The sequence below is a fragment of the Tardiphaga sp. 709 genome, from assembly GCF_032401055.1.
Taxonomy (GTDB): Bacteria; Pseudomonadota; Alphaproteobacteria; order Rhizobiales; family Xanthobacteraceae; genus Tardiphaga.
In genome coordinates this window covers 785,491-811,026 of the sequence record NZ_CP135529.1, presented here as the reverse complement: position 1 = coordinate 811,026, position 25,536 = coordinate 785,491, and the positions used below count along the sequence as shown (strand labels likewise).

The following is a 25,536-nucleotide window of genomic DNA, read 5'->3' as shown; positions in this document are numbered from 1 at the left end:
ATCACACCATTGTTCCGCTTTCGGCAGAGTGCCTTAACGGAGCGTGTTGCACATCTGCGCAGTCTGTCGCGCGCGCATTCTATAGCGGCCGCAGCAGCACAGGTCACGTCGCTGTCAGCCGTCCTGGCGCTTGAATCGCGCCGGTACGGTATTTTTCTCGGCATCTGTGCTTTTGCTGTTGTCGCGCGTGGGTTTGACGCCGCGGGCAGCGATATCGGCGACCAGCGAGGTCAGGCCGCCGATGGTATTGAGGGACAGTCCGGCATCGCCGCCGGGATCGCCGCGCGCCGATTCCGGCAGCACTGCGCGGCCGAAGCCGAGTTTTGCCGCCTCTTTCAGCCGCGCCGATGTCTGCGCCACCGGGCGCACCGCGCCGGACAGCGAGATTTCGCCGAAATAGACCGCGTCGGTGGGCAGCGGGGCGTTGCACAGCGACGACACCAGTGCTGCGGCCGCGGCCATGTCGGCGGCGGGCTCGTTGATGCGCAATCCGCCGGCGACGTTGAAATAGACGTCGTAGCCCGACAGCTTGACCCCGCAATGGGCCTCCAGCACGGCCAGCACCATGGACAGCCGGGAGGAATCCCAACCCACCACGGCGCGGCGCGGCGTGCCCAAAGTCGTCGGCGCAACCAGAGCCTGCAGTTCCACCAGCACCGGACGGGTGCCCTCCATGCCGGCGAAGACGGCGGTGCCCGGCGAGCCGAGATCGCGATCGGACAGGAACAGCTCGGAGGGGTTGGAGACCTCGCGCAGGCCGAGCCCCGTCATCTCGAACACGCCGATCTCGTCGGTCGGGCCGAAGCGGTTCTTCACCGCGCGCAGGATGCGGAACTGCTGCGAGCCTTCGCCCTCGAACGACATCACGGCATCGACCATGTGCTCGACGACACGAGGCCCGGCGATCTGGCCGTCCTTGGTGACATGGCCGACCAGGATGATAGTGGCCCCGGATTTCTTGGCGAAGCGAATGAGCGCCTGCGCCGAGGCGCGGACCTGGGTGACGGTGCCGGGCGCGGATTCCACCGTGTCGGTCCACATGGTTTGGATCGAGTCGATCACGATCAGCCGCGGTACCGTGCCTTCGGACAGCGTGGCGACGATATCTTCGACCGAGGTTTCGGACGCGAGCTGTACCGAGGCGTCCGCGAGGCCCAAACGCGACGCGCGCAGCCGCACTTGCGCCACGGCTTCTTCGCCGGAGATATAGACGACGCGATGGCCGGCGCGCGCCATCAGGCTGGTGGCCTGGGTCAGCAAGGTCGATTTACCGATGCCGGGATCGCCGCCGATCAAGAGCACCGAGCCGCGCACGAAACCGCCGCCGGTGACGCGGTCGAGCTCGCCCATCCCCGAGGCTATGCGCGGCGCATCGTTGCTCTGGCCAGTCAGGCTTTCGAGATTGAAGGTGCGCCCCTTGCGCTTGGAGCGCGCGCTGACCGGAATCGTGGTGACGCCGGTGGTGTCCTCCTCGGCCAGCGCATTCCACTCGCCGCAGGCGTCGCACTTGCCCTGCCACTTGTTATAGGCGGCGCCGCAATTCTGGCAGACGAAGGAGAGGAGGTTCTTGGCCATTGGCGGAAGGAATCGCGGCTGTGGTTGTTTTTGGTTTGTTCTCTTGGTCTACGCGGTTGAACGGGGCATTTGCAAGTTTCTTCTCGAAGGGGTCGCCAGCCTCGCCGGGGGGACGCATCGACCGGCACATGGGCAAGGTCTATTCGGTTGCCAAAAATTCCGACGCGCGAGAGCTGGTCGGCAATGTCGGCCTGGATCGCCTTTGCCGCGGCGATGCCGGAGGTGCAGCCTCTGCAACGGTCCTTCTTCAGCTTGGCGATTGCTTACGCTCGGTAGACGCGCCGAGAGCAGAATCCAGATGCAAGCACTGGTAAGGAATCGAGGCTGCTCGACCAACCAGCTGAGCCGCAGTCCAGCGCTTCACGAGTCTAATTCATTCCGCGCAGGAGCTCGCGTGGAACTGCCATGCGACGAATCCTTCATTAACCTCCGCTCGATAGCCTCACCGCAGTGACGTCAGCGTGAGGTGTGCCGTGCGTATTTTGATGATCGTGCTGGGTGCGGCGACGCTGGCGACGCCGGTACTTGCCTCTGACTACCGCGATGCGCGCTATCGCGCCGGCACGGCGCGCTATCCCATCACAATGGATACCGGCATTCGCGCGCCGCCGCCGCTTTACTATGTGGAAGCGCCGCCGCGTTATGTGCGGGATTTGAGAACGGGCGAACCGGGCCAATGGGTGGTTCGCCAACCGAGTGTGTTCGAGCACCTCTTCGGGCTGCCTCGCGACGGCTATTAGGTTGGCTGCAGAGGCCGATTGATCTCACGTCGCGCTCTGCGGTGAATCCAGGCGCAGTGCAGCTGTGCCTGCCTTGGCATCCTCATATGTTGCCGTCATCAAATCTTAAGCACGTTCATCAAGGTAAATATCAGGACCGCGTTGACCGGTGGTGGTGCTTGGCTAAGTGTCGCGCATCAAAGCGATACGAACCCATTTCAAACAAGCTCGCCACGGGGTCTCATCATGACAAAATTGATTGCTGCTGCGATGTTCGCCACTGTCGCCGGAATGGCGATGCCCAATGCGGCCTCGGCGGGTTGCTATAACTGCTACACACCGCCGCCGTGCCAGACTTGCTATCAGCAGCAGGTGGTGCCGCCGCAGTATCGCACTGTCGAAGAGACGGTGATGGTGGCTCCCGGCCGCACCGTCGCGCGCCGCACGCCGGCGCAGTACGAGACGGTGATGGTGCCGAAGACCGTGATGGTTGCGCCTGCGCGCGTCGATTACGAGCGCATCCCGGCACAATATGCCACGCAGCAGCGCGTCCAGATGGTCGCTCCGGCGCAGGTCTATTACGCACCGGTGCAGCAGGGCTGCTCGACCTGCAATCGCGGCTTCAGCTTCGGCTCAAGCTACGGATACGGCCACTAAGCCGCGGTAGCTCAGATTTTCAGGACTGCGATTGGCCGCCTCAGGGCGGCCGATTTGCGTTTGGGGGAGGGCAGTCGCGGCAGTCAGGACAAATCGCTCTTGGCTTTCACGTATGTCGAGAATATATGTTTCATATACGAATCATATATCGAGGTCCCTGTGGGCATTGTGAACATCGATGACGATCTGCACGATCAGGTGCGCAAAGCGAGCACAGTCTCGTTGCGTTCGATCAACGCGCAGGCCGCCTATTGGATCAAGATCGGCATGTTGTGCGAGACCAATCCGACGCTCAGTTTCAACGAGATCATGGCGCGTGAACTCAGCTCCGCAGGCGTTTCGGCTCAGCCGCTGGCTGTTAGCGCAGCATGACGAAGCGGCCCGAGGAACTGGCGTTGCTGGCCGAATCCGGGCGGCTGCTGGCGTCCGTCTTCGGGCTGTTGGATCGTAGCTCGCTCGCCGGCCTCTCGACGCTTCAGGTCAATGAAATGGTCGAGCGGTTCATCGTCGACGATCTCCAGGCCCGACCCGCAAGCAAGGGCCAATATGGCTACGGTTTCGTGTTGAATGCGTCGGTGAACGATGTGGTCTGCCATGGCGTTCCATCGCAATCGCACGTGCTTCGCGGCGGCGACATCGTCAATTTCGACATCACGCTCGAGAAGAACGGTTACATCGCGGACTCCAGCAAGACCTATCTCGTTGGTGAAGTGAAGCCGGCCGCCAGAAGGCTGGTCGAGACCACCTATGAGGCCATGTGGATGGGCATCCGGGCGGTTCGTCCGGGTGCGCGGCTCGGAGACATCGGCTGGGCGATCGAACGACATGCCAGGCGCAACGGCTATTCCGTGGTGCGTGAATATTGCGGTCACGGCATCGGCCGGGAGATGCATGAGGACCCGCAGGTTAGGCATTTCGGAAAGCCAGGGACGGGCCTCGCGCTGCGTGAGGGGATGGTTTTCACGATCGAGCCGATGCTCAATCGCGGCCGGCGGAGTGTGAGAACCATGGATGACGGTTGGAGTGTTGTGACCAGAGATGGGTCGCTGTCCGCGCAATTCGAGCACACCGTTGCCGTGACAGCTTCCGGCGTGTCGGTGCTGACGCTGCGTCCCGACGAACCAGGGCGTGGACTCATAAGCGCGTAGCCAAATCCGAATGGCGCTTCCGGAGCTGTGGCCGATGTCGCGCTTCGTTGCAGCAGCGGCGTGGCCTACTTGATCGCCGTTTGAAACGCGGCGGTCATCTCCCTGCGGTGATGACCTCTGCGCACAATTCGCCGTCAGCAGCACCATTTCCAAATGAAACTGCCGCATCGAGGTCGAATTCGGAGAGCGGGACGGGCCGACCGAACAGAAAGCCCTGGACGAGGTCTACGCCTGCAGCCTGCAGATATTCAAATTGCTCTTCGGTCTCGACACCCTCGGCCGTCGTTGCGATGCCAAGACCACGGGCCAGCGCAAGCACCGAGGACACCACCGCTGCGCAATCGCGACGATTGGGAGCGCCTTGTGCGAAGGATTTGTCGATCTTGATCCTGTCGAACGGGAAATTGGTCAAATAACTCGCCGTTGAATAACCAGTGCCAAAATCATCGAGCGCGATGGAGATACCGAGATTCTTCAGCTGCCGTATCGTCCCCAGATGCGCCGTCGCGTTCTCAAGAAGAGCCGTCTCTGTAATTTCCAACTCCAGCCGTTCAGGCGAAAGACCCGTCTCCATTAGAGTATCCAGCATGACGTCGAGCAGCTTTCCCTTACTGACTTGAACCGCAGAGATGTTGACCATGATCTTGAGGTGAGCCGGCCACGACGCTGCATCTGTGCAAGCCTGGTGCAGGATCCACTCGCCAAGAGGAAGGATCAGCCCCGTCGCTTCCGCGAGCGGAATAAATTGATCGGGAGCGATGAGCCCTTTCGACGGATGCCGCCAGCGGACCAGCGCCTCAGCACCGCGGATCTGCCGCGTCTTGGCGTCAACCACCGGCTGGTAGTGCACCTCGAATTCATTTCTCGCGATCGCGTCCCGCAGTTCGTTTGCCAATATCTTCTGCGAGTGGGCAGCCTCGATCATTTCGGACTGGAACAGGCGGAAATCGTTTCGCCCGCCCGTCTTGGCGTCGTAGAGCGCGAGATCTGCTTTTCTCAACAGGTCCTCGGGATCGACGCCCTGTTCCGGAGCGAGGGCAATTCCAATGCTGATCCCGATGCTGGCCTGGTGGCCGTTGAGATCAAATGGCTGAGCAATGGCATCGATGATCCTGAGGGCAAGCACGATTGCACCTTCCTGCGGATTGGGGCCTCCGTCCTGGATGATCGCAAACTCGTCACCCCCAAGGCGGGCCAGCACATCGGTTTCGCGAGTCGATGATTTCAGCCGTTGAGCGAACTCAACAAGCAAGCGATCCCCAGCGGGATGTCCCAGCGTGTCGTTGACGGTCTTGAATCTATCGAGGTCGAGCATGACCACGGCAAAGCCATCGTCATGGCGGCCAAGACGCTGGCTCGCCTCCTCAAGTTTCTCGGTAAACAGTGTTCGATTGGCAAGTCCCGTGAGCGCATCGTGACGCGCCAGATGAACGATCTCGGCCTCTGCGCGCCTCCGTTCGGTGATATCTTCATGCGTTGCAACCCAACCGCCGTCTTTCATTGGCTGTCGGGTGACGAGTATCAATCGCCCATCCGCAAGTTCATCGACCCTGGCCGAGCTTGAATCTGTCGAATGCTGGTCCAATTCAGCTATTTTTTTCCTGATGGCTGGTTCGCTCGTCCCGCCCTTGAGAATGCCACGAGAGACGCGATCGGCGATGATAGCCTCATGTGGCGTCCCGACTTTCAACAAAGCCGCAGGCAACTGGTACAATTCCGCATAACGATCATTCCAGACAACGAGCCGTTTTGCTCCGTCGAACATGCAGAGACCCTGCGACATGTTGGTCAGTGCAATGTCGAAGCGTTCGTTCGTCTGCTCCAGCTCCACGGCTTTCGCGGCCAGCAATTGCTCCCTGTGTTTTTGCGCCGTGACATCCTCATGAGTCGCCAGCCAACCCTCGTTCGGCATCAGATGGCGCGTCATCGAAATGAGGCGCCCATCGACAAGCTCCTGAACTTCTTTCTCCAGTTTCAGTTTGGCGTCGACAAGGACGTCCGCAGCCATTTCGCAATTTGTTCTATTCGCCCGGCGATATTCAATGATTTGCCGCAGCGTTGTCCCTGGCTTCACCTGTTCCTCGCTGAGGTGATAGATTTCCGCATAACGCGCATTTGAAAGAATGATCCTCTGCTCTCCATCAAACAGCGAAAGACCCTGCGACATGTTGTTCATCGCGGCGTCGAAGCGCATGTTGATCCGCTCGAGTTCAGCAGCTTTATCAGTCAATAATCGCTGTGCGCGTTTCTGCTCGGTGATGTCTTCATGGGTTGCGACCCATCCGCCATCCGCAATCGGCCTGCGTTGAATTAAAATCACGCGACCGTCGGCAGACATAAAAATCTGCTTTTGCTTCGTCGGAATCTCCTCAACGTCCCCCTCGATGGACAAATCGTGCTTTCCGCGATCTTTGAGGGCCTGCAGCATGAGAGACAAGGGTGTTCCGGGCCTGACGAGTTCTTCCGGGAAACCATACATCTCGCGGAAGCGGCCATTCGAAACCACCAGATTCTTGTTCGCGTCAAACAGGCAGAGCCCTAGCGACATGTTGCTCAAGGCGGCATCGAACTGCATGTTCGTTCGTTCCAGAATCCTAGTTTTCACGGCGAGACTATTCGTCTGGCGCAAAATCCTAAACGTGCCGAACAAGATGACGGCAACGATCATGGCGACGAGCGGGCCTACCAGGTAAAGATGCTGGCGCCACGGTCCCAGCACCTCGCTGCGGGCATATGTGATGACCAAGACCAGCGGCAGTCCGGGCACAGCCTTGTATCCCGCGAGGCGCGCGATGCCGTCGATAACGCCTATCGTCTCGTAGGAGCCCGCTTCCGATTTTGGCAGATATTCGGAGACGAGCGGGCTATCCGCGAAAGATTTTCCGATGGCTCCTTTTCTCGCGGGCTCTCGCGCAAGAACCCGCCCCGTGCCCGCGCGATGCAGCAACAGCACGGATCCGCCCCTGCCGACATCGATCGCGCGATAGACCTGCGTGAAATGGGTCGGGTCGAGTGGTGCAGTTACAACTCCTGCGAAGCTGCCGTCGGCGTTGCTTAACCGGCGCGACGCCGCCGTCAACCATTTGTCGGTGACAGCCGAGGGATAGGGGGGCGCAATAAACAGCCGGCCATCGGCCTGATCGCGTTGAGCGGTGAAGTGCAACATGTCGGAGATATTGCTTCGCGGCGGCGTGCGATCGTAGGAATGCGCCAGAAGGTTACCGGCGGCATCTGTCCAGCCGACAGCAACGACGATCGATGAGGCCTTCTTGAGAAGACGCAAGGCGGTATTTGCGGCTTCGGGCGTTGCATACTTTCCCGAGAGACTATCTTCGCGAATTCTCTCGGCCTCGAGCAGTGTTCGATCGATACTCTCAAAGGTCAGCGCCGTGTGTTCGGCGAGAATCTCGGCGATGTTCAGTGCCGCTTTTTTTGCCTCAGCGAGGGCCGCATGATGGCGCGCCTGCAGATCCACCAAAAACACAACGATGATCGACGTCGCAAAGAAGACGCCGAGCACCACCAATGAAAATCCTGGCAGCCGGGCCAGTCTTCCATAGAACGCGCGCATGAAGCGTCCACGTAGTCGTTACAAATGAAACAAATGAAATTCCGGATTTTAGCGTGGATGACGAACCTTAATAATAGGTTGGAAATGTTGGCATTACTGTACGTGGCGAGGCAAAGGATTATGTTGCACTGCGCACGTTGGAAATGCGGACTCGCGAGATACTAATACCTGTTGCTGGTTGATCGCCATCTATGAACATCAGTTGCACGTGCTTCTAAGTAATAGATACAACTTTAAACAGCGCAGCACCCAACGGCCTGCTGTCCGGCTTGAGCCTGCAACTCGCGGGGTAGCGGACATACTTACCGCGATTTGTGAGTACACGCCCTAGATCAGCGCCATGCCCGACAGCACCATGCTTGCGCCCGCCAGAAGCATGATCCCGTCCATGACCAAGCGGAACGTCTCGACGCTCAGTTTCAGTACGTAGCGTTTGGCGATGAACGCGCCGGCCATCAGCGAGGCGCCGGCGATCAGGCCTTTCACAAGCACGTCGAGATCGAGCGCGCCAAACCGTTGGAAGGTGCCAGACTTGCTGAGATACAGGCCGAGCGAACTCGCGGCTTCGGTGGCGAGGAAGGCGCCCTTGGCGAGGCCGTAAAACAGAAACAGCGGCACGCTGAGTGGACCGCTGGAGACGACGATGCCGGTTAGATAGCCGATGATCGCGCCGCCAAGCGCGAGTTGCCACAGGCTGATAGTGAAGGAGCGCCGCGCCAGCCAGTGGCGCAGCGGCACCATGGCAATGAAGAACAGTCCGATGGTGAGATCGACCACATGCGACGGCAGCACCAGCAGCGTGCGTGCGCCCAGGGCTGCAGCTGGAATGCCGGTGAGCGAATAGGCGGCGGTGGCGCGCCAGTCGACCTCACGCCACCAGGCGAGGATGCGCGACAGGTTGGCCATTACGGCGGCGACCGCCATGATCGGCACGGCTTCCTTCGGGCCGAACTGCCAGACCAGCACCGGCATCAGCATGATCGATGAGCCGGTGCCGACGATCCCGGAAATGGTGCCGGCGATGAGGCCGACCGTGCAGACGAAGATGAAGTTCAAGCCGCGACTCTCCAAGCGCGGGACGTACAAGAGCGCTCCAGTCGTGTAGGTGCAACCGATCCGATGGGAGAGGGCGATGCCAGTCACAAGAATTGTCACCGGAGAATGGGCGCGGGGCCGCGAGATCGAGATCATCGAGGCCGTGCAGTCGGCGATGCTGGCGGCGCTCAAAATTCCCGACTGGGACCGCGACGTGACGGTGGACACCTATAGCGACACGCAGCGCATCGTTCCGACCGGGCGCTCGCAGCGCTTCACCCGGGTCGAGATCACGATGTTCGCCGGCCGCTCCATCGAGGCCAAGCGTAGCCTTTACAAGACGATCGTGCAGAACCTTGCGGCGCTCGGCGTTCCGGAACTCGAGATCAAGATGGTGTTGAACGAACAGCCGTTGGAAAACTGGGGTGTGCGCGGCGGCCTGCCGGCCTCCGAGATCGAGCTCAGCTTCAAGGTCAACGTCTAGGACGCGGCAGCGGGCTCTGCCGCGGCGGTGCCGTCGCCGCCCTTATAGACCCGCAGGTAGCGTCGGCCGAGGCTGGTCAGCACCTCATAGGCGATGGAGCCGTAGTGATGCGCGAGCTCGTCGACGGTGATGCCGTCGCCGATCAGCGTCGCCAGATGGCCGCGGCGGGCGGCGTTGTGGGGCAGGTCGGTGATGTCCACCGCGAGCAGATCCATGGAGATGCGGCCGGCGATCTGGCAGCGCTGGCCGGCGATGATGACCTCGGCGCCGCGGGTGCCGTCGCTGCTGCCGGCCGCGCGGAAATAACCATCGGCATAGCCGGCCGCGATGATTGCGAGCTTGGTCGGACGCCGCGCCACCCAGGTGGCACCGTAGCCGACGCTGTCGCCGCGCTCGACACTGCGGGTCTGCAGGATGCGCACCTTGAGATCGACCACAGGTGCCATCGGGTTGTCGGCTTCCGGCGTCGGATTGACGCCGTAGAGCGCAGCACCCGGACGCACCAGATCGAACTGATAGGCCGCGCCGAGATAGATGCCCGACGAATTCGCTAGGGATGCAGGCACGCCGGGGAACAGCGAGGAAGCCTCGCGGAAACTGGAATATTGCCGGGCGTTCATCGGATTATGCAGTTGTTCGGCGCAGGCGAGGTGGCTCATCACCAGCGTGAAGCCGTGATCGCGCGAGCCGAGGCGCGGGATCAGGCCCTGGACGTCGACCAGGCCGAGGCCGAGCCGGTTCATGCCGGTGTCGATGTGCACGGCCGCGCCACCCTTCCAGCCGGTTCGGCGGCAGAACATGTCCCATTCGGCAAGTTCGTTGAGATCGCCGATCACGGGCTGCACATTGATGGCGGCCAGCGCATCGCCGGAATTCGGCGGAAAACCGTTCAGCAGATAGATCGCCGCGTCGGGCGCGGCCGCGCGGGCGGCGCGAGCTTCGTCGAAGGTCGCGACAAAGAAGGTCTTGCAGCCCGCCTTCGCCAGCGCGCGCACCACGGGGATGATGCCGCAGCCATAGGCGTCTGCCTTCACCGCCGCGCCGCATTCGGCAGGCACGCCGTGTTTTTCGAGCTTGCGCCAATTGGCGACTATGGCGTCGAGGTCGATGGTCAGCATGCCGCTGGCGTCTGCCGGCAACTCCATGTCGGCGGGAGTTGTTGGTTTCGGGTCGGAGACGCTGTTCATCGAAATGTCCTGGCACAGGGATCCTGTGATGGGATCACACGATCGAATTCTGCGCCGCACAATATGCGCGCGTCAGAGACGGTTCAACCGCACGCGCGTCATTCCTGCGGGGCGCGGAACTGGGCGCCACCGGCGAGATCGCTGAAGCGGGTGAACTGGCCTTCGAACTGCAGGTCGACGGTGCCTGTGGGGCCGTGACGCTGCTTGGCGATGATGACTTCGGCCTTGCCGTGCGCAAGATCCATCTCGAGCTGCCATTTCTCGTGTTCGGGAGTGCCGAGTCGCGGCTCCTTGGCCTGCAGATAGTATTCCTCGCGATACACGAAGACCACCACGTCGGCGTCCTGCTCGATCGACCCGGATTCACGCAAGTCGGACAGCTGCGGATGCTTGTCTTCACGATTTTCGACCTGACGCGAGAGCTGCGACAGCGCCACTACCGGGCAGTTCAATTCCTTCGCCAGCGCCTTGAGGCTGGTGGTGATCTCGGTGACTTCCTGCACGCGGTTGTCGGAGCGTTTGCCCGAGCCCTGCAACAGCTGGATGTAGTCCACCATGATGACGTCGAGGCCCTTTTGCCGCTTCAGGCGGCGGGCGCGGGCGGTGAGCTGCGAGATCGACAGGCCGCCGGTTTCGTCGACGTAAAGCGGCAGGTTCTGCAGCTTGATGGTGTAGTCGCGGATCTTGTCGAATTCGGCTTGGGTGATGCCGCCGCGGCGGATCGCGCTGGAGGAAATCTCGGTCTGCTCGGCGAGAATACGCGTGGCGAGCTGTTCGGCGGACATTTCGCAGGAGAAGAAGCCGACGACGCCGCCATTGATGGTCTTCATGCTGCCGTCGGGCTGCACTTCGGACTGATAGGCGGCGGCGATGTTGTAGGCGATGTTGGTGGCGAGCGAGGTCTTGCCCATGCCAGGACGTCCGGCGAGCACGATCAAGTCGGAGCGCTGCAATCCGCCCATGCGGGCGTCGAGGTCGCGCAATCCGCTGGAGATGCCCGACAGTTTGCCGTCACGCTGATAGGCGTTGGCGGCCATGTCGAGCGCGGTGGTCATCGCCTGGGAGAAGCGCTGGAAGCCGCCGTCATAGCGGCCAGCTTCGGCCAGCTCATACAGCCGGCGCTCGGCGTCCTCGATCTGGGCGCGGGGAGCGAAGTCCACCGGCGCGTCATAGGCGACGTTGACCATGTCCTCGCCGACATTGATCAGCTGGCGGCGGATCGCCAGTTCATAGATCGTGCGGCCGTAATCCTGCGCATTGATGATGGTGGTGGCTTCGGCGGCCAGGCGGGCGAGATACTGGCCTACAGTCATGCCGCCGAGATCGGTGTCGGTCGGCAAGAAGGTCTTCAGCGTCACGGGTGTGGCGATCTTGCCGGCGCGCACGATGGCAGCGGCCGTTTCGAAGATGGTCTGGTGGATCGGCTCGAAGAAATGCTCGGCCTTGAGGAAGTCCGAGACCCGGTAGAAGGCGTCGTTATTAACCAGGATCGCGCCCAGCACGCCCTGTTCCGCCTCGATATTGTGCGGGGCCGACCGATAGGCCGGGGTGCCGGCCTCGGGGGTGAGCTTGAGAACGTTCAGAATCGAATGCGGCCATGGTCTCTATTGGGTCTTCCGAATTGGGCGGATGAACGGCGTGGTCACGCGGGCGTCGGCGACTAAGCGCCTGACGGTCTCCGAGTGGAAGGACGAAGCGGCCTTATGCACGATTCACACATCAAGGCGGGGGAATTCCGGCCGGTCGCGCGCATTGCGCTTGACGCTTTGGTTGCAGCAAGGGGAGGGGTCTGAATCATTGCTTAAGGAACCCGGAAAAATTGCGCCCCGCGCCTGAACCGGATGGCGATCTCTCGCACTTATAAGAGAGCCAGCCGCTGGCAGGCACGGCAGTGCCGGAACCCCACGGGGAGCCGGGCGTTGGCTTCAGAAGAAGAAGAGGCGAAGGATAGATCCATGGGCCAGCGTCACCAGCATCCCGATGCCGGAACTCAGGCTGCCGGAACCGACGGTTCTGCGTGGTTGTCCACGCTGATCGACACGTTCGAGCGCACCGCGCAGCTCGAAAATGTCCCATGCGATACGAAAGCGCTCTCCGCCGTCAAAGCGCGCCTCCAGCGCCCCGCCATTTTGCGGCCACGGCCTGTCTTGCGCCGCCGGCAGGCGACGCTCCTATTCCAGCACTAAATCAGCCTATTCGCCGGCAATCTGCAGACGCGGTTGCTGGGTCCGTTCCTTGGCTCGAAGCCGATCTTCCTCCCGCCCGATATAATCGCGCGTGAACGGCACCACGTCCTGACGTTTGGTCAGCTGGATCTGGAAGTTCATCACGTTCTGCATGCGAAACGACATTTCGGACGCCGCCAGATAGAACTCCCACATCCGCGCAAAGCGCTCGTCATAGAGCCGCACGGCTTCCTCGCGTCGTGCCATGAAGCGCTCGCGCCATGCCTTGAGCGTCTCGGCATAATGCAGCCGCAGGATTTCGATGTCCGAGACCAGTAACCCGGCCCGTTCGATCGCCGGGAGAACTTCCGACAGAGCAGGGATGTAGCCCCCGGGGAAAATGTACTTGGCGACCCATGGATTGGTGATGCCGGGTCCCTCAGGGCGACCGATGGAGTGCAGCACCATGACACCGTCCTCGGTCAGGAGTTCTGCGCATCGCTTGAAGTAGGTGTCGTAATGGTCGACGCCGACATGTTCGAACATGCCGACGGAGACGATGCGGTGGAATGGACCGGGGATGTCGCGATAGTCCTCGAGCAGGAATTTCGCGCGGTCTTTGAGGTTTTTCTCGCCGGCCCGGGCATTGGCGACCTGCAGCTGTTCGGTGGACAGCGTAACGCCGGTGACATTGGCGCCGGTCATCTCTGCCAGATAGAGCCCAAGCCCACCCCAGCCGGAGCCGATGTCGAGTACGCGCTGACCTTTTTCGATGAGCATCTTGGCCGCGAGGTGGCGCTTCTTGGCGAGCTGGGCGTCGTCCAGGGTCGCGTCCGGTCCTTCGAAATAGGCACAGCTATATTGCTTGTCGGCATCCAGAAATAATGAGTAGAGCCGGGCGTCCAGATCGTAGTGATGGGCAACGTTGTTGCGGGAGCGCTTGCGGGGATTGAACTGCTGAGCGTGGCGCAGGACGTAGCGGAGCCACCATTGCAGCTTGGCCCAGCGGGGCGCCAGGTCGGGCTGGTTCAGGGCGATGGCGAGCAGGTCGGCAATGGTGCCACGCTCCATAACAAGGAGCCCGTCCATGAATATCTCGCCGAGTGCCAGTTCGGGATCGAGAAGTAGTCGGCGTTGGGCGGCTTTAGTGACGAAGCGGGCAGAGACGGGAGGCCCGGAGCCATCACCGAAGGTGAATTGTTGGCCGGAGGCGGTGGTGAAGGTTATTGCCCCTCGGCGAATGTACTGACTCAGGAAGAATCGTAACAGACGGTCCATCGAAATCACCCCAATGATCCGATCACGCGCGAGCCGAAGCAGCAGCGTATCTTCCCGCCGTGCACGAGATCAACTGTCTCCCTAGCTCTTGAGTAGAAGATAGTAGTGGTGCACCGCATGTGCCAATGCGCACGCTGCAATGCCGCTATCCCGATTGTTCCGATCACATCGTTGCGATATGTCGATGCTTCCATTCACGTCACAATCGGATACAAGGTGATCCGCGTGATTAAGCTAGCCACATCAGGAGATTGAAATGTTGAGCCGAGCGCTCAGTTTAGCGACGGTGATGCTCCTGATTAGCTTCGCGGCAGTCCCGGCACAGGCCCAAAATCTCGAAGCCGGAAAGTCACCCTCCCAGATTTTCGCGGGCGGCTGTGCCGTCTGCCATAAAAGTCCGCGCGGGCTGCTGAAGACGGTGGCGCCCGGTCAGTTGCCTGCCTTCCTGCGCCAGCACTACACCACAAGTACAGATATGGCGGCGTCGATGGCCGCTTATGTCGTGTCCAACGGGGCGGCCGACCGCCGCCCGGCCGGGGATAACCTGACGCGTCAGGGCCGTGAACTCACGACCGAGCAGAAGCCGGCCCCGGCCGATGCCAAGCCCAGTGCAGCGCCGCCGCCCGAGGCTCCGCCGCCGGGCCGCCGGCTCCGTCCGCAGGAGGCCGCCAAGCCCGATGCGGATGTTGCACCAGCGCAGGCCGAGCCCGGCACGCGCCAGGGCCGCAATGCGCGGCGACAGGCCCGCCCGGCGACAGACAATCCCGAAGCGAAGCCCGATGCGGCCAAGCCCGTAGACGCACAGTCGCCGGCTGCCGCCGAAGCAGAGCGTCCCGCGCAGAAGCAGAAGCTTGGCAAGAAGGGACGCCGCCATCAGGAAGAGCCGCCGAAGGCCGAACCTGTGAAGGACGAGCCCAAGGTCGAACCCAAGTCTGAGCCGAAGGCTGAACCCAAGTCTGAGCCGAAGGCTGAGCCCCGGCCGGAGCCGGCCAAGACCGAGCCTGCGAAGCCCGCGGAAGAGAGCAAGCCTGAGGCGAAGCCAGAAGCCAAGCCTGAGACGCCGGCACTTCGTCCAGATCCCGTTCCGTCGGTCACGCCGGCACCGAAGGCGCCTGAAGGGGAAAGCCGTCCGGCGCCAGCCGAGCCGGTGCCTCCTGCGCCGGCAGCCCCTGCGTCTCCGCCCGCAGCAACGCCGGCCCCGGCACCTGTGGCTCCAGCGCCTCCGCCAGCCGCAGCTCCGCCGCCAGCGGTCGTGCCTCCCGCAACTCCGCCAGCGCCCGCGCCGACTTCTGTGGCCCCAGCCGCGCCTTCGCCGACACCGGCCGCGCCGCCACCACCGCCTCCGGCGTCGGCTGCACCACCGGCGCCTCCGGCCTCGTCAGGCTCGCCGGTGCCGCCGATCTCGCAGTAGTAGATCAGCCGTCGTTTGAGTGACGATACAAAAAAGCCCGGCCAATCTGGCCGGGCTTTTCTCGTTTGAGCAGAAGCGTCGTGTGGACTTAGCCGTTGTCTTCTTCGGCGTTGCCCTGTGCGTCCGGATCGAAGAACTCGCCGGCGGCGGCGAGTGCTTCGGCGGCTGCGTCCTGATCTTCCTGACGGCTCGAGATGTCTTCGCCGCGGTTGATGCGCTCGGCTTCGTCGGCCGAACGGGCAACGGTGACGCTGACGCTGACTTCGACTTCAGGATGCACGGCGATCGAGATCTTGTGCTGGCCGATGGTCTTGATCGGCGCGTCGAGCAGTACCTGGCTGCGGGCGAAGGTGACGCCGTCAGCCTCGAAGGTGGCGATGATGTCGCGCACCGACACCGAGCCGAACAGCTGACCGGTTTCCGATGCCTGACGGATGATGACGACGTTGCGGCCGTCGATCTTCTCAGCAACCGTGGTGGCTTCCGCCTTGGCCTTGATGTTGTTGGCTTCGAGGTCAGCCTTCATGCCGTCGTACTTGGCGCGGTTGTCGGCGGTGGCGCGCAGCGCCTTGCCACGCTTCAGCAGAAAGTTGCGGCCGTAGCCGTCCTTGACGCGGACGACTTCGCCCATCTGGCCGAGCTTGGCGACGCGTTCGAGCAAAATGACTTCCATGATCGTTCTCCTTTAAGTGTTGAGCAGGTGTTGAGTTGAGGTGAGTGGGTCAGGCCACCGTCGAAGAAGGTGGCTTGCGTGCGAGAAAACGTTGGCGAAATCCGAAGAAGGCATCGGCGAGGCCGAGGCCAACCATGGTGAGGATGGGCCAGCCGAGGACGAGCACCATGGCGTAGGTCAGGCCCAGCACCATCACGCGGCTTTTCATGCCCATGGTCAGCGTATGCAGCGCGGCGAAGCCGGTGAGGGCATAGGCCATCATCAGCGCCGAGGTGACAATCTGCGAAAAGATGCCGACGATGCCGCCTATGAAAGACAGCGCGATGGCCAGACACAGCGCGACCATCGTCATCGGCGGCAGTGCTGCGGATTTCAGCTCCGGCCACGGCCGATTCAGCCGGCCCGATGTCACGATGATGCGGCCGGCGAGCCAGAGATTGAGCGTCAGTGTCATGATCGCGACGATGGCGGCAGCAGCCGGCGCGATCGTCACCAGCGCATTGATGACCTGTTCGGAGTCGCCAGCGCCGCCGCGCGATCCCAGGATGCGGGTCAGAGCGCGGCGCAGCGCCGAGACGATAGTGTCGCCATCGGTGCCGAGGGTCAGCAGCGCGCCCATGGTTGTGAATGCGGCGAAACCCGCTGTCCATAGCAGCATACGGCCGACCGGATACCATTCGACCACGGGCGGTGTCGCGGCCGCGCCATTCACGCCCGGCACTTCTGCAGTCACTGGACGGCCGAGCAATGCGAGATGGCCGAGCCACCAGGCGGGCAGGGCCACGGTGAAGACGAAGGCGGCAAGATAGGGCATGCCGAACAGCAGGCCGAGCGAGGTGCCGGCTGCGATGCCGCCGATGGCAGCAGTCACCGGACCCCAGCCGAGAGCGGCCACCATCAAGGGCAGCGGCGCGAGATAGAACAGCAAAAGGGAGATCAACGCGCCCGAAATGATCGAGGCGAACATCAGCGCTGAGGCAGCGCCGGCGGCAAACGCGATGAGAAGACTTGCGATCATCAGCTGTCCCGCCCCCTTTGAGCGGTTAGAGGCATTTGCCCCAACCATCGGCGACCGGACGACCCGGAAGCCTTATGAGAAATGGAAGCGACCGGCGGCACGAGGCCGCCGGTCGAAAACCGCCTTAGCGGATAACGTAGGGGAGCAGACCGAGGAAACGCGAGCGCTTGATGGCGCGGGCGAGTTCACGCTGCTTCTTGGCGGAGACGGCAGTGATGCGGCTCGGCACGATCTTGCCGCGCTCGGAGACGTAACGCATCAGCAGCTTGGAATCCTTGTAGTCGATCTTCGGCGCGTTCGGACCTGTGAACGGGCAGGTCTTGCGACGGCGGAAAAACGGACGACGTGCACCAGCTTCAGCCATTATTCTTACTCCTCAACCGATGCTGCTTCGTCGTCACGCGGACGACGCGGACCACGATCACCACGGAAGCCACCGCCTTCACGGTCGCCACGGAAACCGCCGCCTTCGCGGTCGCCACGGAAGCCACCGCCGCGGTCGTCGCGCTCACGATCGCGATCAGCCTTGCGCATCATGGCGCTCGGACCTTCCTCGTGCTCTTCGACGCGGACGGTCAGATAACGGATGACGTCTTCGCTGATGCGCTCCTGGCGCTCGATCTCGGTGACCGCCGCGGACGGGGCATCGAGATTCATCAGCACGAAGTGCGCCTTGCGATTCTTGTTCATGCGATAGGTCAGGGAGCGCACGCCCCAGTTTTCCATCTTCACGACCTTGCCGCCGAGACCTTCGACGATGCCGGTCATCTGGGTGGTGAGGTCTTCGACCTGCTGTGCGCTCGCATCCTGACGTGCGAGAAATACATGCTCATAAAGAGGCATGGCTGTCCTTTCCAAGGTTAGCGCGTTTCCCGGCGGCAAGCCCTTCGAACCCTTATGGAAAGGACTCGATATTGCTCAGAAGGCGGGAGCACGGGACGACGGACCAACTGGCCCTATCGCAACAAACCTGTGTGTGATTTTGCTGTGACCGTCCGTTCAGCTCCCGGCCGGGATCTGCGGATCGGGGCCTTATACGGATTTTCCCAGTAATGGCAAGCGAAACAGGGGCCAAATGAGCGGATTCCGGGAGCGGGCGGGAACCCGGATCGTGGTGCATCCTGGGCGCTGCGGCTTGACATTCCCCGTCGTGCCAGTGTCTTACGGCGCACGTTTGAACGAGTTTAAGCCAAAAAACATGACGGGGCGTCAATGACCGCAGCATTTACCTTTCCGGGGCAGGGTTCCCAGGCGGTCGGCATGGGCAAGGCGCTGGCGGAGGCATTTCCCGCCGCCAAGGCCGTATTCGACGAGGTTGATTCGGCACTCAGCGAGAAGCTGACCGGCATTATCTGGGATGGCCCGGCCGAAACCCTCCAATTGACCGAAAACGCCCAGCCGGCGCTGATGGCGGTGTCGCTGGCGACCATGCGGGTGCTTGAGGCCGAGGCCGGCATCTCGCTGGCCAGGGACGCTGCTTTCGTGGCCGGCCACTCGCTCGGCGAATATTCGGCGCTGGCGGCGGCTGGAAGTCTGTCCGTCACGGATGCAGCGCGCCTGCTGCGGACCCGCGGTCTGGCCATGCAGAAAGCCGTGCCGGTGGGCGTCGGCGCCATGGCGGCGTTGCTCGGCCTCGATTACGAGACCGCCGTGGCCGTGGCTGAAGAAGCTGCGCAGGGCGAAGTGTGCCACGCAGCCAACGACAATGGCGGCGGTCAGGTGGTGGTGTCCGGCAACAAGGCTGCGGTCGAACGCGCGCTGGAGATCGCCAAGACCAAGGGCGCCAAGCGTGCGATGCTGCCGGTGTCGGCGCCGTTCCATTGCAGCCTGATGCAGCCCGCCGCGGATGTAATGGCGGACGCGTTGGCCAAGGTCACGATCAACAAGCCGGTGGTGCCGCTGGTATCCAACGTGCTGGCCGCGCCGATCTCGGATCCCGATGAAATCCGCCGCCGCCTGGTCGAGCAGGTCACCGGCACTGTGCGCTGGCGCGAATGCGTATCCTATATGGCAGGCCAGGGCGTGACGCGTTTCCTTGAGGTCGGCTCCGGCAAGGTGCTGAGCGGGCTCGTCAAACGCATTGCCGAAGGCGCCGTAGGCGTCGCCGTCGGTGGACCCAATGACATTGCCGCCGCCAAGGATGCGCTCGCAGCAGCGCGTTCGGCGTAAGCGGCCAGAGGAGAAGACAAGATGTTCGATTTGACAGGCAAGATGGCGCTCGTGACCGGCGCGACCGGTGGCATCGGCGAAGCCATCGCCACGGCTTTGCATGCGCAGGGCGCGACGGTGGCGCTGTCCGGAACGCGCAAGGCGGTTCTCGAAACGCTGGCCGCGAAGCTCGGCGATCGCACGCATGTGCTGCCGTGCAATCTTTCCAACGCCGCTGAGGTCGAAGAGTTGGTGCCGTCAGCCGAGAAAGCCATGGGCCAGCTCGACATCCTCGTCAGCAATGCCGGCATCACCCGCGATAATCTGTTCGTGCAGTTGAAGGACGAAGACTGGGATGACGTGATCAACGTCAATCTGACCGCGACCTTCCGCCTCGCACGCGCCGCGACCAAGCTGATGATGCGCAAGCGCTTCGGCCGCATCATCGCCATCACCTCGGTGGTCGGCGTGACCGGAAATCCCGGGCAGGGGAATTACACCGCGGCGAAAGCCGGCCTGATCGGCATGATGAAGACACTGGGTGCGGAATACGCCAAGCGCAACGTGACGGCCAATTGCATTGCACCCGGTTTCATCGCAACGCCGATGACCGATGTGCTCAATGACAAGCAGCGCGAAACGATTCTGACCAAGGTGCCGGCAGGGCGTCTCGGCTCGCCGGAAGATATTGCGGCAGCTGCGGTCTATCTGAGCTCAAATGAGGCGGCTTACGTCACCGGACAGACGATTCATGTCAATGGCGGCATGGCGATGATCTAAGCGTCGGGGAACCCCAACGTCGTGATTTAATTGAGGTTTGGACAGTCACCGGGCTATGTGGCCAAGCCAAATGAAGTATGGTAACCGAACCTCCAACGGTGGGGCAAAGAAGGCCATTGCAGGAATTTGAAACCCTGTATATTGGCGGGGACGAACCTGCCGTTTTCGCGAGGCTCCGTCCGGGACGACGGGGTCAATCCAGAGACGCGCAACTGCGCAAGGTTTAACGAGTTAAACGCTCCACGATGGCTCGTATCGTCTGCGGACGGGCCCAATGTAACAAGCACGAGGTTGATATGAGCGAGATTGGCGAGCGAGTGAAGAAGATCGTGGTTGAACACCTTGGTGTTGAACCCGAGAAGGTGGTCGATGCCGCGAGCTTCATCGATGATCTCGGCGCTGACAGCCTCGACACGGTCGAGCTCGTGATGGCGTTCGAAGAAGAGTTCGGCTGCGAAATTCCGGACGATGCGGCCGAGACGATTCTGACCGTCGGCGACGCAACCAAGTTTCTCGAGAAGAACGCAAAGAGCTGACACCTTCGCGCGACACATTTTGAAGCCGGCCGGATCGCGTTTGTGCGATCCACCGGCTTCTTGCTGTGACGCGTAGGCATTGCTCAAAGGCATTGGCTCAAGGATGGGCCATGGAGGTACGACAATGAGGCGGGTGGTCGTCACAGGCCTTGGCATGGTGTCGCCACTTGGCTGCGGCGTCGAGCCGACCTGGAAGCGCATCCTCAACGGTGAGAGCGGCGCAAAGCGGATCGATACGTTCGATGTATCCGATCTCACCAGCCAGATCGCCTGTGTGATTCCACGCGGCGACGGCACGGGCGGTACCTTCAATCCCGACCAGTGGATGGAGCCGAAAGACCAGCGCAAGGTCGACGACTTCATCATCTATGCGATGTGCGCCGCCAAGCAGGCGCTCGACGATGCCAACTGGCACCCCGACAATGAAGACGATCGCTGCGCCACCGGCGTGATGATCGGCTCCGGCATCGGCGGCCTGTCCGGCATTGCCGATACTGCATTGCTTCTGAAAGAGCGCGGCCCGCGCAAAGTGTCGCCGTTCTTCATTCCCGGCCGCCTGATCAATCTCGCTTCGGGCTATGTCTCGATCGAGCACGGCCTCAAGGGCCCCAATCATTCCGTCGTCACCGCATGTTCGACCGGCGCGCACGCGATCGGCGATGCCAGCCGTCTGATCGCGCTCGGCGATGCCGATGTCATGGTCGCCGGCGGCACCGAGTCGCCGATCAGCCGTTTGGCGATGGCCGGCTTCGCGGCAGCACGCGCGCTGTCGACCAATTTCAACGAAGCGCCGGAGAAAGCGTCGCGGCCTTACGACAAGGATCGCGATGGTTTCGTCATGGGCGAGGGCGCCGGCGTCGTCGTGCTCGAAGAGTATGAACATGCCAAGGCGCGGGGCGCACGCATCTATGCCGAGATCATCGGCTACGGCATGTCGGGTGATGCCTATCACATCACCTCACCGACGCCCGATGGCGATGGTGCGTTCCGCAGCATGAACGCTGCGATGAAGCGCGCCGGCATTGCTGCGGCCGACATCGACTACATCAATGCGCACGGCACTTCGACGCCGCTCGGCGACGAGATCGAACTCGGTGCAGTTCAGCGGCTGCTCGGCAATGCCGCGTCGAAAGTGTCGATGTCATCGACAAAGTCGTCGATCGGCCATCTGCTCGGAGCGGCCGGTGCGGTCGAGGCCATCTTCTGTGTGCTTGCGATTCGGGATAACATCGCGCCGCCGACGATCAATCTCGACAATCCGTCGGTGGAAACCGCGATCGATCTCGTCGCATTGACCCCGCGCAAGCGCGAGATCAACATTGCCTTGTCGAATTCATTCGGTTTCGGCGGTACTAATGCGTCCGTGATCCTACAGCGCGTGGCTGGTTAGAGAACCTCCACCGTTTCGCCGTATTCCGCGCTAATTCCTACACTGGGCGTATGTTATTGACGGGGATCGTGTTTGTCCCCGTCACGATTGAACCGACAGGATCAGGTACTATCGATGAGTGAGAGGCCGCCCATTTCGCCGAGGAGTCCGCGTGCCGCGCTGGAGCCGGAGCAGGTTCCGCCGCCGCCGAAGCGTTCCGATCATGCGCGTAATCCGCTCGTGGTTGCCGGTAATGCCATCATCACTATCATTATCGTCGCGATGCTCGGTGCAGGTGGCGCGTATGTCTATGGTCGCCAGGCGCTGGAAGCGCCGGGACCGCTGCAGGAAGAAAAGGTCGTCAATATCCCCGCGCGTGCGGGCAAAGGCGACATCGCCGAAGCGTTGCTGCGCGAAGGCGTGATCTCCGCCAATCGCTGGGTTTTCATCGGCGCCGTGTTTGCGCTGAAGGCCAGCTCGGAGCTGAAACCCGGCGAATATCTGTTCCAGAAGAACGCCAATCTGCGCGATGTCATCGGCACCATCGTCGAAGGCAAGGTCGTGCAACACTCCATCACGATTCCGGAGGGTCTGACCTCCGAGCAGATCGTCGCGCGTTTGACCGATAACGACATCTTCACCGGCTCGATCCGTGAAATGCCGCGTGAAGGCACGTTGTTGCCCGAGACCTACAAATTCCCCCGTGGCACGCCGCGCGACCAGGTGATCCAGCGCATGCAGCAATTGCAGAAGCGCGTGCTGGCCGAAGTCTGGGAACGCCGTAACGCTGACATTCCGGCGAAGACGCCTGAACAACTGGTGACGCTCGCCTCGATCGTCGAGAAGGAAACCGGCCGCGCCGATGAGCGCAGCCGTGTGGCCGCCGTGTTCGCCAACCGTCTGCGCCAGAAGATGAAGCTGCAGTCCGATCCGACGATCATCTATGGCATTGTTGGCGGCAAGGGCACGTTGGGCCGTCCGATCAAGCGCAGCGAGATCCAGCAGCCGTCGCCATACAATACCTATGTGGTGGAAGGCTTGCCGCCGGGCCCGATCGCCAATCCGGGCCGTGCGTCGCTTGAGGCGACTGCCAATCCGGCACGCACCCGCGACCTGTTCTTCGTTGCCGATGGCACCGGTGGTCACGCCTTCACCGAAACCTACGACGCACACCAGAAGAACGTCAGCAAGCTGCGCGCGCTCGAGAAGGCCGTCCAGAACGACGCCGTCGAGCCGCCGGAAGAGGCTGCTGCGCCCGCTGGAGCTCCCGCGGATCCCGCTGCTGCGACCGGTACAAGCCCGGCTAGACCCGCACCGGCCAAGCAGCGCGCCCGCACGGCTCCTGCGCCAGCCGCGCCGGCCCGTCAGGGCGCTGCGCAGTCGACGGGTACACCGCCGGTTGTTCAGCAATAGGCCGTACTACCAAGCCTGCGCTGGCTTCTGCTTCGAATTCCCCTTGGCCTGAAAAGGCCCTAACCTGAGCCGGTTCGCACCTTGCGAGATCTTACTCGTATTCTTTGGAGACGTTCCGCGATGGCGTTGTCGAGCATGACCGGCTTTGCGCGAAGCCACGGCACCAGCGGGCCTTACAGCTTCGAGTGGGAGCTGAAATCCGTCAACGCCAAGGGCTTCGACCTACGCTTCCGGATGCCCCCGGGCTTCGACGAAGTCGAGGCGGTCGCCCGCAAGCGCGCCACTGAAGTGCTGTCGCGCGGCACGGTTTACGCGAACCTCACCGTTAAGCGCAGCAACGCGGCCTCGACAGTGCGGATCAACGAAGAGGTGCTGAATTCGGTGCTGCGTATTGCCGCCGAATTGGCCAGCAAGATCGACGCCGTCGCGCCGAGCGTCGATGGCCTGATGAATATCAAGGGCGTGATCGAAGTGGTCGAACCCGAGACGGATGAGGCCGAGGACAAGGCGGCGAAGGCTGCCGTGGCCGCGGCATTCGAAGAAGCGCTGACTGCGCTGGTCGCGATGCGCAAGCGTGAGGGCACGACGCTCGGCGAACTCCTGTCCCAGCGCCTGAACGAGATCGAGGCATTGTCGCACAAGGCCGAGGCCGCACCGGGCCGCAAGCCGGACGCCATTCGCGCGCGCCTTGCCGAACAGATCGCGACGTTGCTCGAGGCGACGGATCGTTTCGATTCCGATCGGCTGAGCCAGGAAGCGCTGATGATGGCAACCAAGGCCGACATCCGCGAAGAGCTCGACCGCATCGCGTCGCACATTTCACAGTCGCGCGAGATGATCAAGAAAGGCGGTCCGGTGGGGCGGCGGCTGGATTTCCTGTCGCAGGAGTTCAACCGCGAGGTCAACACCTGCTGCTCGAAATCCAACGATCTGGAATTGACCAGCACCGGCCTCGAGATGAAGAACGTGGTCGAGCAATTCCGTGAACAGGTACAAAATCTGGAGTGACCATGTCCGGGGGCAGCCGAAATTCTCAAGAAGCTGGCTTTGACGGAGTCGAACGGCGCGGGCTGATGTTCGTGCTGTCATCGCCATCCGGTGCCGGCAAGACGACGCTGACGCGACTGCTGATCGACCGGATGCCGGGGCTGCAACTGTCGGTCTCGGCCACGACGCGCCCGATGCGGCCTGGCGAGGTTGACGGCAAGGACTACATCTTCGTCGACAAGCCGCGCTTCGAGAAAATGGCCAAGGGCAATGAACTGCTCGAATGGGCCACGGTGTTCGATAACCGCTACGGCACGCCGCGTGCGCCGGTGGAAGCCGCGCTCTCAGCCGGCAATGACGTGCTGTTCGATATCGACTGGCAGGGTACGCAGCAACTGCGTGAGAAAGCCCGGGCCGACGTCGTCAGCGTCTTCATCCTGCCGCCCTCGGCGGCCGACCTCGAAAAGCGTCTTCATACCCGCGCGCAGGATTCCGACGAAGTGATCCGCGGGCGCATGAGCCGTGCCAGCCACGAGATGAGCCACTGGGCCGAATACGACTACATTGTCATCAACCACAATGTGGAGGAGGCCTATAGCGAGGTGCAGTCGATCCTCAAGGCCGAGCGTCTGAAGCGCGAACGCCGCACCGGCCTGACATCTTTCGTGCGCGGATTGCAGCAAGAACTCGAAGGCTAATACCATGCAGGCATTGTTCTGGAATGAGCGCACGCAGCAGCTCAACGATGGTGCACGGCTGTTCGATCCGCTCGCGCTGACATGGCGTGATGATGCGGTGGAGCAGGGCGGTGAAGCTGTGACGGCTTCCGAGGCGCTGCTGCGGCTCGCAGCGACGCGCAAGCTGCGCCGTGTGCCGATCGGCATCATCGGGCCGCGAGATGCGACGCAGGCGCAATACGATCTCGCCGAGCAGATGGGCGCGGCATTGGCGCGCCATGGCCTGCAACTGTTGTGCGGCGGCAAGAACGGCGTGATGGAAGCGGCGTGCAAGGGCCATGCACAGGAGGGCGGCATGCCTGTTGGTCTGCTGCCCGATGAGGAATGGGGCGCAGCCAATCCGTATGTGGCCATTCCCATCGCAACGGGCATCGGTCCGGCACGCAATGCCATTATCGCGCGCGCATGTCTCGTGCTGGTCGCGATTGGCGGAGGTGTCGGGACACTCTCGGAGATGGCGCTGGGACTACAGTTCAATCGTCTGGTGCTGGCGATGGCCGATGCGCCAGAGGTGAATACGGTCGAGCGCGTCGCTGATGTCGACGGCGTCATCGCTCGCATCGCAACACGCCTTCTCGCAAATGCATAACTTTGCCGCTCTGTCATAAAACTGATATGCCGCCGTTATACTGAGGCGCAGACTTC

General features: G+C 62.1%; 25 protein-coding genes. 15 read left to right on the top strand and 10 right to left on the bottom strand.

The genetic code is table 11. The features are described from left to right. Window positions 1–114 precede the first annotated feature (114 nt). Complete coding sequence (gene radA, locus RSO67_RS04255) at window positions 115–1,575, bottom strand: DNA repair protein RadA (protein ID WP_315842496.1); 1,461 nt, start codon at window positions 1,573–1,575, stop codon at window positions 115–117. 473 nt (window positions 1,576–2,048) lie between these two features. Here radA and RSO67_RS04250 point away from each other — a divergent pair, with 473 nt between their 5' ends. From RSO67_RS04250 to map, 4 genes are all read left to right on the top strand, one after another. Continuing rightward, window positions 2,049–2,315, top strand: coding sequence for a hypothetical protein (locus tag RSO67_RS04250; RefSeq protein WP_315842495.1), 267 nt, complete (start codon window positions 2,049–2,051; stop codon window positions 2,313–2,315). Between the two features lie 276 nt (window positions 2,316–2,591). Next, window positions 2,592–2,951, top strand: coding sequence for a hypothetical protein (locus tag RSO67_RS04245; protein ID WP_315844165.1), 360 nt, complete (start codon window positions 2,592–2,594; stop codon window positions 2,949–2,951). Between the two features lie 159 nt (window positions 2,952–3,110). Beyond that, window positions 3,111–3,323, top strand: a complete 213-nt coding sequence (locus RSO67_RS04240; protein ID WP_315842494.1) for a ParD-like family protein — start codon at window positions 3,111–3,113, stop codon at window positions 3,321–3,323. After that, the gene (gene map / locus RSO67_RS04235) at window positions 3,320–4,099 is read left to right on the top strand and encodes a type I methionyl aminopeptidase (protein WP_315842493.1); all 780 of its coding nucleotides are present in this window, start codon (window positions 3,320–3,322) and stop codon (window positions 4,097–4,099) included. Before RSO67_RS04240 ends, map begins: the two co-directional genes overlap by 4 nt. Before the next feature lie 94 nt (window positions 4,100–4,193). On the opposite strand, the gene RSO67_RS04230 is transcribed toward map, so the two are convergent. Together RSO67_RS04230 and RSO67_RS04225 are read right to left on the bottom strand one after the other, a co-directional pair. Then, on the bottom strand, window positions 4,194–7,670 hold the full coding sequence (locus RSO67_RS04230; protein WP_315842492.1) for a PAS-domain containing protein: 3,477 nt from the start codon (window positions 7,668–7,670) through the stop codon (window positions 4,194–4,196). 327 nt (window positions 7,671–7,997) lie between these two features. Further along, entirely contained in the window at window positions 7,998–8,726 is a 729-nt protein-coding gene (locus tag RSO67_RS04225) for a sulfite exporter TauE/SafE family protein (protein ID WP_315842491.1), read from the bottom strand. 76 nt (window positions 8,727–8,802) lie between these two features. Here RSO67_RS04225 and RSO67_RS04220 point away from each other — a divergent pair, with 76 nt between their 5' ends. Then, window positions 8,803–9,189 (top strand): tautomerase family protein, encoded by a 387-nt coding sequence (locus RSO67_RS04220; RefSeq protein WP_315842490.1) that lies wholly within the window; start codon window positions 8,803–8,805, stop codon window positions 9,187–9,189. On the opposite strand, the gene alr is transcribed toward RSO67_RS04220, so the two are convergent. Together alr and RSO67_RS04210 are read right to left on the bottom strand one after the other, a co-directional pair. After that, window positions 9,186–10,376: an alanine racemase gene (alr, locus tag RSO67_RS04215; protein WP_315842489.1), complete on the bottom strand. Its 1,191-nt coding sequence runs from the start codon at window positions 10,374–10,376 to the stop codon at window positions 9,186–9,188. The two genes, RSO67_RS04220 and alr, sit on opposite strands and share 4 nt — an antisense overlap. Window positions 10,377–10,474: 98 nt before the next feature. Next, window positions 10,475–11,962: a replicative DNA helicase gene (locus RSO67_RS04210; RefSeq protein WP_315844164.1), complete on the bottom strand. Its 1,488-nt coding sequence runs from the start codon at window positions 11,960–11,962 to the stop codon at window positions 10,475–10,477. Window positions 11,963–12,331: 369 nt separating this feature from the next. On the opposite strand from RSO67_RS04210, the gene RSO67_RS04205 reads away from it, so the two are divergent. Continuing rightward, entirely contained in the window at window positions 12,332–12,562 is a 231-nt protein-coding gene (locus RSO67_RS04205; protein WP_315842488.1) for a hypothetical protein, read from the top strand. A 6-nt stretch (window positions 12,563–12,568) separates the two neighbouring features. Here the strand turns inward: RSO67_RS04205 and RSO67_RS04200 are convergent, their stop codons facing one another. Then, a complete protein-coding gene (locus RSO67_RS04200) occupies window positions 12,569–13,819 on the bottom strand; it encodes a cyclopropane-fatty-acyl-phospholipid synthase family protein (protein ID WP_315842487.1) in 1,251 nt (416 codons plus the stop codon). Window positions 13,820–14,108: 289 nt separating this feature from the next. Between RSO67_RS04200 and RSO67_RS04195 the strand changes: the two genes are divergently transcribed. Beyond that, on the top strand, window positions 14,109–15,230 hold the full coding sequence (locus RSO67_RS04195; protein WP_315842486.1) for a hypothetical protein: 1,122 nt from the start codon (window positions 14,109–14,111) through the stop codon (window positions 15,228–15,230). Window positions 15,231–15,318: 88 nt separating this feature from the next. Here the strand turns inward: RSO67_RS04195 and rplI are convergent, their stop codons facing one another. The 4 genes from rplI to rpsF all read right to left on the bottom strand — a co-directional run bounded on the left by rplI (window position 15,319) and on the right by rpsF (window position 17,764). Continuing rightward, window positions 15,319–15,903 carry a 50S ribosomal protein L9 gene (gene rplI, locus RSO67_RS04190; RefSeq protein WP_089263933.1) on the bottom strand — a complete coding sequence of 195 codons (585 nt, stop codon included), beginning with the start codon at window positions 15,901–15,903 and terminating at the stop codon, window positions 15,319–15,321. A 49-nt stretch (window positions 15,904–15,952) separates the two neighbouring features. Further along, complete coding sequence (locus RSO67_RS04185) at window positions 15,953–16,921, bottom strand: hypothetical protein (protein WP_315842485.1); 969 nt, start codon at window positions 16,919–16,921, stop codon at window positions 15,953–15,955. Between the two features lie 124 nt (window positions 16,922–17,045). Beyond that, window positions 17,046–17,285, bottom strand: a complete 240-nt coding sequence (rpsR, locus tag RSO67_RS04180) for a 30S ribosomal protein S18 (protein ID WP_002711478.1) — start codon at window positions 17,283–17,285, stop codon at window positions 17,046–17,048. A gap of 5 nt (window positions 17,286–17,290) precedes the next feature. Next, window positions 17,291–17,764 (bottom strand): 30S ribosomal protein S6, encoded by a 474-nt coding sequence (gene rpsF / locus RSO67_RS04175; RefSeq protein ID WP_068731054.1) that lies wholly within the window; start codon window positions 17,762–17,764, stop codon window positions 17,291–17,293. 369 nt (window positions 17,765–18,133) lie between these two features. Here rpsF and fabD point away from each other — a divergent pair, with 369 nt between their 5' ends. From fabD to RSO67_RS04135, 8 genes are all read left to right on the top strand, one after another. Beyond that, window positions 18,134–19,090, top strand: coding sequence for an ACP S-malonyltransferase (gene fabD / locus RSO67_RS04170; protein WP_315842484.1), 957 nt, complete (start codon window positions 18,134–18,136; stop codon window positions 19,088–19,090). Window positions 19,091–19,111: 21 nt separating this feature from the next. Next, entirely contained in the window at window positions 19,112–19,849 is a 738-nt protein-coding gene (fabG, locus tag RSO67_RS04165) for a 3-oxoacyl-[acyl-carrier-protein] reductase (protein ID WP_315842483.1), read from the top strand. Window positions 19,850–20,145: 296 nt separating this feature from the next. Continuing rightward, window positions 20,146–20,385 (top strand): acyl carrier protein, encoded by a 240-nt coding sequence (locus RSO67_RS04160; protein WP_006020277.1) that lies wholly within the window; start codon window positions 20,146–20,148, stop codon window positions 20,383–20,385. Window positions 20,386–20,509: 124 nt separating this feature from the next. Further along, a complete protein-coding gene (gene fabF, locus RSO67_RS04155; protein WP_315842482.1) occupies window positions 20,510–21,775 on the top strand; it encodes a beta-ketoacyl-ACP synthase II in 1,266 nt (421 codons plus the stop codon). A 114-nt stretch (window positions 21,776–21,889) separates the two neighbouring features. Further along, window positions 21,890–23,167 (top strand): endolytic transglycosylase MltG, encoded by a 1,278-nt coding sequence (gene mltG / locus RSO67_RS04150; protein ID WP_315842481.1) that lies wholly within the window; start codon window positions 21,890–21,892, stop codon window positions 23,165–23,167. A 120-nt stretch (window positions 23,168–23,287) separates the two neighbouring features. Beyond that, on the top strand, window positions 23,288–24,175 hold the full coding sequence (locus tag RSO67_RS04145; RefSeq protein WP_315842480.1) for a YicC/YloC family endoribonuclease: 888 nt from the start codon (window positions 23,288–23,290) through the stop codon (window positions 24,173–24,175). A 2-nt stretch (window positions 24,176–24,177) separates the two neighbouring features. Continuing rightward, window positions 24,178–24,852, top strand: coding sequence for a guanylate kinase (gene gmk / locus RSO67_RS04140; protein WP_093758293.1), 675 nt, complete (start codon window positions 24,178–24,180; stop codon window positions 24,850–24,852). Window positions 24,853–24,856: 4 nt separating this feature from the next. Next, window positions 24,857–25,480: a TIGR00725 family protein gene (locus RSO67_RS04135; protein WP_315842479.1), complete on the top strand. Its 624-nt coding sequence runs from the start codon at window positions 24,857–24,859 to the stop codon at window positions 25,478–25,480. Window positions 25,481–25,536 lie beyond the last annotated feature (56 nt).